3 protein-coding genes and 1 pseudogene are annotated in these 5,097 nt (G+C 52.1%); 2 read left to right on the top strand and 2 right to left on the bottom strand.

Features of this window, described 5'->3' with window-relative positions; all coding sequences use genetic code 11:
• Nucleotides 1–529 (bottom strand): exodeoxyribonuclease VII large subunit (xseA, locus tag BZG14_RS14630; protein WP_077609084.1); only part of this gene is annotated, 529 nt, incomplete at its 3' end.
• Nucleotides 530–743: 214 nt separating this feature from the next.
• Between xseA and guaB the strand changes: the two genes are divergently transcribed.
• Together guaB and guaA are read left to right on the top strand one after the other, a co-directional pair.
• Nucleotides 744–2,207 (top strand): IMP dehydrogenase, encoded by a 1,464-nt coding sequence (gene guaB, locus BZG14_RS14625; protein WP_077609083.1) that lies wholly within the window; start codon nt 744–746, stop codon nt 2,205–2,207.
• Between the two features lie 75 nt (nt 2,208–2,282).
• Complete coding sequence (gene guaA, locus BZG14_RS14620; RefSeq protein WP_077609082.1) at nt 2,283–3,860, top strand: glutamine-hydrolyzing GMP synthase; 1,578 nt, start codon at nt 2,283–2,285, stop codon at nt 3,858–3,860.
• Nucleotides 3,861–4,330: 470 nt separating this feature from the next.
• Here the strand turns inward: guaA and BZG14_RS14615 are convergent.
• Nucleotides 4,331–5,097 (bottom strand): annotated as a pseudogene (locus BZG14_RS14615) (IS3 family transposase); the annotation flags it as partial.

The following is a 5,097-nucleotide window of genomic DNA, read 5'->3' as shown; positions in this document are numbered from 1 at the left end:
GGCTCGGATCGCGCCGTTTCAACACATTTAGAATATCGTGCAAGGCAGCGCCCGTTTTGGAGGTGATTATGCCAACGCGCCTGGGTTGGTCGGGCAAGGCCTGTTTGGCGCTTTGTGCGAATAAGCCTTCAGCGGCTAACGCTTGTTTGCGTTGCTCAAACGCCTGTTGCAGTCGTCCATCGCCTTCGGGCTGCATGCTTTCTAAGATCAGTTGATAGTCGCCGCGAGGCTCGTACATAGACACGCGCGCACGCACCAACACCTGATCGCCGTTTTTAGGTTTGAACATCACGCGGCGGTTGTTACCACGGAACATCGCACATTTGACTTGGCTTTGGTTATCTTTTAACGATAAATACCAGTGACCGGATGTCGCGGCGGTAAAATTAGAGATTTCCCCCGTGAGCCAGACGATACCGATGTTTTTCTCCAAGCAAAGACGCACTTCGGCATTTAAGCGAGAGACGGAAAGAATATTTCGGTTGTTAGCGGTCACGATCTCGGTCCCTTTCAATAAGCTTGTCAGCATACTACCTGTCGCATTCCGGTATGCCAAATAGACCTAGAGCAATCGGTTGCGAAAAAGTCCCGCGGATATCTGTTGATAAATCAACCGACTAAATCTGAGTAGCCCAACAAACGGACATTCTTAGTAAAAATCGATAGCCAAACGTTTGCGCTGCACGTATAATGCTGCGGCAATATTTTGTTCCCCTTCACAAATTTTGGTGTGAGATATTGCAATGCTGAGAATCGCGAAAGAAGCGCTAACCTTTGACGATGTGCTCCTCGTCCCTGCCCACTCAAATGTTCTTCCTAACCATGCCGATCTGCGTACAAAACTGACACGTTCGATCAGCTTAAACATTCCTGTGCTATCCGCCGCGATGGACACGGTGACCGAAGCCCGTTTGGCAATTGCCTTGGCGCAAGAAGGTGGTCTTGGCTTTATCCATAAAAACATGACCATCGAGCAACAGGCAGAACAAGTACGCTTGGTCAAAATCTATGAAGCAGGCATGGTCACCAACCCAGTGACTGTGACCCCTGAAATGACCATTGCTGATGTGAAGGCGCTGACTGAGCGTAACGGCTTTGCCGGTTACCCTGTTGTCAATGCACAAAAAGAGCTGGTGGGCATCATCACTGGTCGTGACGTGCGTTTTGTCTCTGACTTAAGCAAGCGCGTCGAAGACGTGATGACACCAAAATCTCGCCTTGCCACTGTGCAAGAAGGCGCAGAGCGTGAGCAGGTACAGCAGCTCATGCAACAACATCGCGTCGAGAAGGTTTTGGTGGTCAACTCAAGCCATCATCTTACTGGTATGATCACCGCTAAAGACTTCCAAAAAGCGGAAAGCAAGCCTAATGCCTGTAAAGACGAACAAGGTCGCTTGCGTGTCGGCGGCGCGGTTGGTGCCGGTGCGGGCAACGAAGAACGCATTGCCGCCTTGGTTGAAGCCGGCGTGGATGTGCTGCTGATTGACTCATCACACGGCCACTCTGATGGGGTGTTGCAACGTATTCGTGAAGCACGTGCCGCGTATCCGAACCTGCAGATTGTGGGTGGCAACGTCGCCACGGCTGAAGGCGCACGCGCCTTGATTGAAGCTGGTGTGGATGCCGTARAAGTCGGCATTGGCCCAGGCTCGATTTGTACCACGCGTATCGTTACCGGCGTGGGTGTCCCGCAGATCACGGCGATCAGTGATGCAGCCGCTGTAGCGCAAGAATACGGCATTCCCGTGATTGCCGATGGTGGTATCCGCTTCTCTGGGGATCTGTGTAAAGCCATTGCGGCCGGTGCATCTTGTGTGATGGTAGGCTCTATGCTCGCGGGTACCGAAGAGTCACCGGGTGAAGTGGAGCTTTACCAAGGTCGTGCTTACAAATCTTATCGTGGTATGGGCTCGGTAGGCGCGATGTCGAAAGGCTCGTCTGACCGTTACTTCCAAAGCGATAACGCCGCAGACAAGCTGGTGCCTGAAGGCATTGAAGGACGCGTTGATTACAAAGGCATGATGAAAGAGATCATTCATCAACAAATGGGTGGCCTGCGCTCTAGCATGGGGCTTACCGGCTCTGCCACCATTGAAAAGATGCGTACCCAAGCGCAGTTTGTTCGCGTCACTGGCGCGGGCATGAAAGAGTCACACGCGCATGATGTCACTATTACTAAAGAAGCGCCGAACTATCGCCTCGGCTAAAGACATCACCACCGCGATGCATTTGAGAGGGGAGCGCGGCTCCCCTTTGTTCCACTTAATCGAGAAAGCCAGATAATGACCCAGAACATTCATGCTCAACGTATTTTGATCCTTGATTTTGGCTCCCAGTACACCCAATTGATTGCGCGCCGTGTACGCGAGATCGGTGTGTATTGTGAGCTTTGGAGCTGGGATGTCGATGAGCAAGACATTCGTGACTTTGCCCCTAACGGCATCATCCTATCCGGTGGCCCAGAGAGCGTGGCAGAGGAGAACTCGCCACGAGCACCGCAGTATGTCTTTAACGCCGGCGTGCCTGTGTTGGGCGTCTGTTATGGCATGCAAACCATGGCTGAGCAGCTTGGTGGTAAAGTGGCCGGCTCTGATCACCGTGAATTTGGCTACGCGCAAGTAAAACGCGTTGGACAAAGCGCGTTGTTTGATGGCATTGAAGATGCCATCGCCGATGACGGTCACGCGCTCCTCGATGTATGGATGAGCCATGGTGATAAAGTGGTCGCCATTCCAGAAGATTTTGTCAAAGTGGCTGAGACGGACACTTGCCCCTTCGCGGCCATGGCCAATGAAGACAAGCGTTTTTATGGTGTGCAATTCCACCCAGAAGTAACCCATACTCGCCAAGGCCAACGCATGTTGGAGCAGTTTGTGATGCAAATCTGCCAATGCGAGCGCTTATGGACACCAGCCACCATTATTGACGATGCGATTGAGCGTATTCGCGAGCAAGTGGGGGATGACGAGGTGATCCTTGGCTTGTCTGGCGGCGTCGACTCTTCTGTGGTCGCCATGCTGGTTCACCGTGCAATTGGCGATAAGCTCACGTGCGTGTTCGTCGATAATGGCCTGCTACGCCTTAACGAAGGTGAGCAAGTACTGGAAATGTTCGGTGACCACTTTGGTTTGAATATTATTCATGTTAACGCCGAAGACCGTTTCCTCGATGCCCTTAAAGGTGAAGCGGATCCGGAAGCGAAGCGTAAAATCATTGGCCGCGTGTTTGTCGAGGTATTCGATGAGCAAGCGAGCAAAATGAAACATGCCAAGTGGCTGGCACAAGGCACCATCTACCCGGATGTGATTGAGTCAGCGGCCTCGAAAACCGGTAAAGCGCATGTGATCAAATCACACCACAACGTCGGTGGTTTGCCGGAAGAGATGGAAATGGGTCTGGTTGAGCCACTCAAAGAGTTGTTCAAAGACGAAGTGCGCAAGATTGGCCTTGAGCTAGGTTTACCGTACCACATGCTTTATCGCCACCCCTTCCCAGGGCCAGGCCTCGGCGTGCGCGTGCTAGGCGAGATTCAAAAAGAATACTGCGATCTGCTTCGTCGCGCCGATGCGATTTTTATCGAAGAGCTGCGCAACGCCGATCTCTACGAGAAAGTCTCGCAAGCCTTCGCCGTATTCCTGCCAGTTCGCTCGGTGGGCGTGATGGGCGATGGCCGTAAATACGACTGGATCATTGCCCTACGTGCCGTGGAAACCATCGACTTTATGACCGCGCACTGGGCACATCTGCCATACGATTTCCTGGGTAAGGTATCAAACCGCATCATCAACGAAGTCGACGGCATCTCCCGCGTGGTTTACGACGTCTCCGGCAAACCGCCTGCGACGATTGAGTGGGAGTAGGACTCGCGATATAGCGAATTAAGCCTTGCCAACTAACAACAATGCCAGTCAGTTTTTCTGACTGGCATTTTTTATGGTTGCACTATCTATCAACGATTGACTTCATGGTTTCGGTAGATTTCAAGGTAGTTGACCAGATTTCCTAATTAAGCGGCRCTTTTTTGAYCGCCTCGTTGATTRTCTTCTGAGCTGCTTGGATTGAGTGTTACTGAACTAACAGGTGTCCAGTCACGCGTTTCTTTAGCCCAACGCTCAGGATGCTTGGCTTTTKCCTGCTGATAGACGGCATGCCGTTTCGCTAACACCTGAGTATCTTGGTTGCGGTGTCTTTGCGCTGGCGTGACGAATTTAATCGCGCTATGACGATGCTCATTGTTGTACCAGTTGACGAAGTTCAACATCCATTCACGCGCTGCGCCCAGTCCCTCAAAGCCATGTGCCGGGTAGTTAGGGCGGTACTTGGCTGTGCNGTCACGCGTTTCTTTAGCCCAACGCTCAGGATGCTTGGCTTTTGCCTGCTGATAGACGGCATGCCGTTTCGCTAACACCTGAGTATCTTGGTTGCGGTGTCTTTGCGCTGGCGTGACGAATTTAATCGCGCTATGACGATGCTCATTGTTGTACCAGTTGACGAAGTTCAACATCCATTCACGCGCTGCGCCCAGTCCCTCAAAGCCATGTGCCGGGTAGTTAGGGCGGTACTTGGCTGTGCGGAACAATGATTCCGAGTACGCATTATCGTTACTGACTCCTGGGCGATTGAAGGAGGTACGGATACCCATCTCATCCAACTTGGCGCGTAAGGTCAGTGATTTCATCGGTGCGCCATTGTCAGCGTGTAGATAACGCGGCTTTACCAAGCAACCTTCACTGAGCGTCGCGCGTTCAATGAGTTGAGACGCAAGCGTACCGCATTCACGGTCATGAACTTCCCAACCGACGATTTTCCGACTGTAAATATCGATGATCATATAAAGGTACCAATACAGGCCACGTACATTCGAAGGTAAATAGCTGATATCCCACGTCCAGATCTCATTCGGCTGACTGGCCTGATGAGACGTCGGCTCTGTCGCTGGCTGTGGCGGCTTGGCTTTACCTCGATGGTGAAGTTGGTCATTCGCTTTCAGCACGCGATAGATCGTGGATTCACTGGCGATATATTCGCCTTGATCAGCCAGTCGTGGAACGATTTGGCTCGGAGGTAAACTGGCGTAGTCAGCGTCATTGCAGACAC

This window comes from Salinivibrio sp. IB282 (assembly GCF_001995685.1).
GTDB classification, from domain to species: Bacteria; Pseudomonadota; Gammaproteobacteria; order Enterobacterales; family Vibrionaceae; genus Salinivibrio; species Salinivibrio kushneri.
The sequence above is the reverse complement of the archived record's forward strand: the minus strand, read 5'-3'. Positions and strand labels throughout refer to the sequence as shown.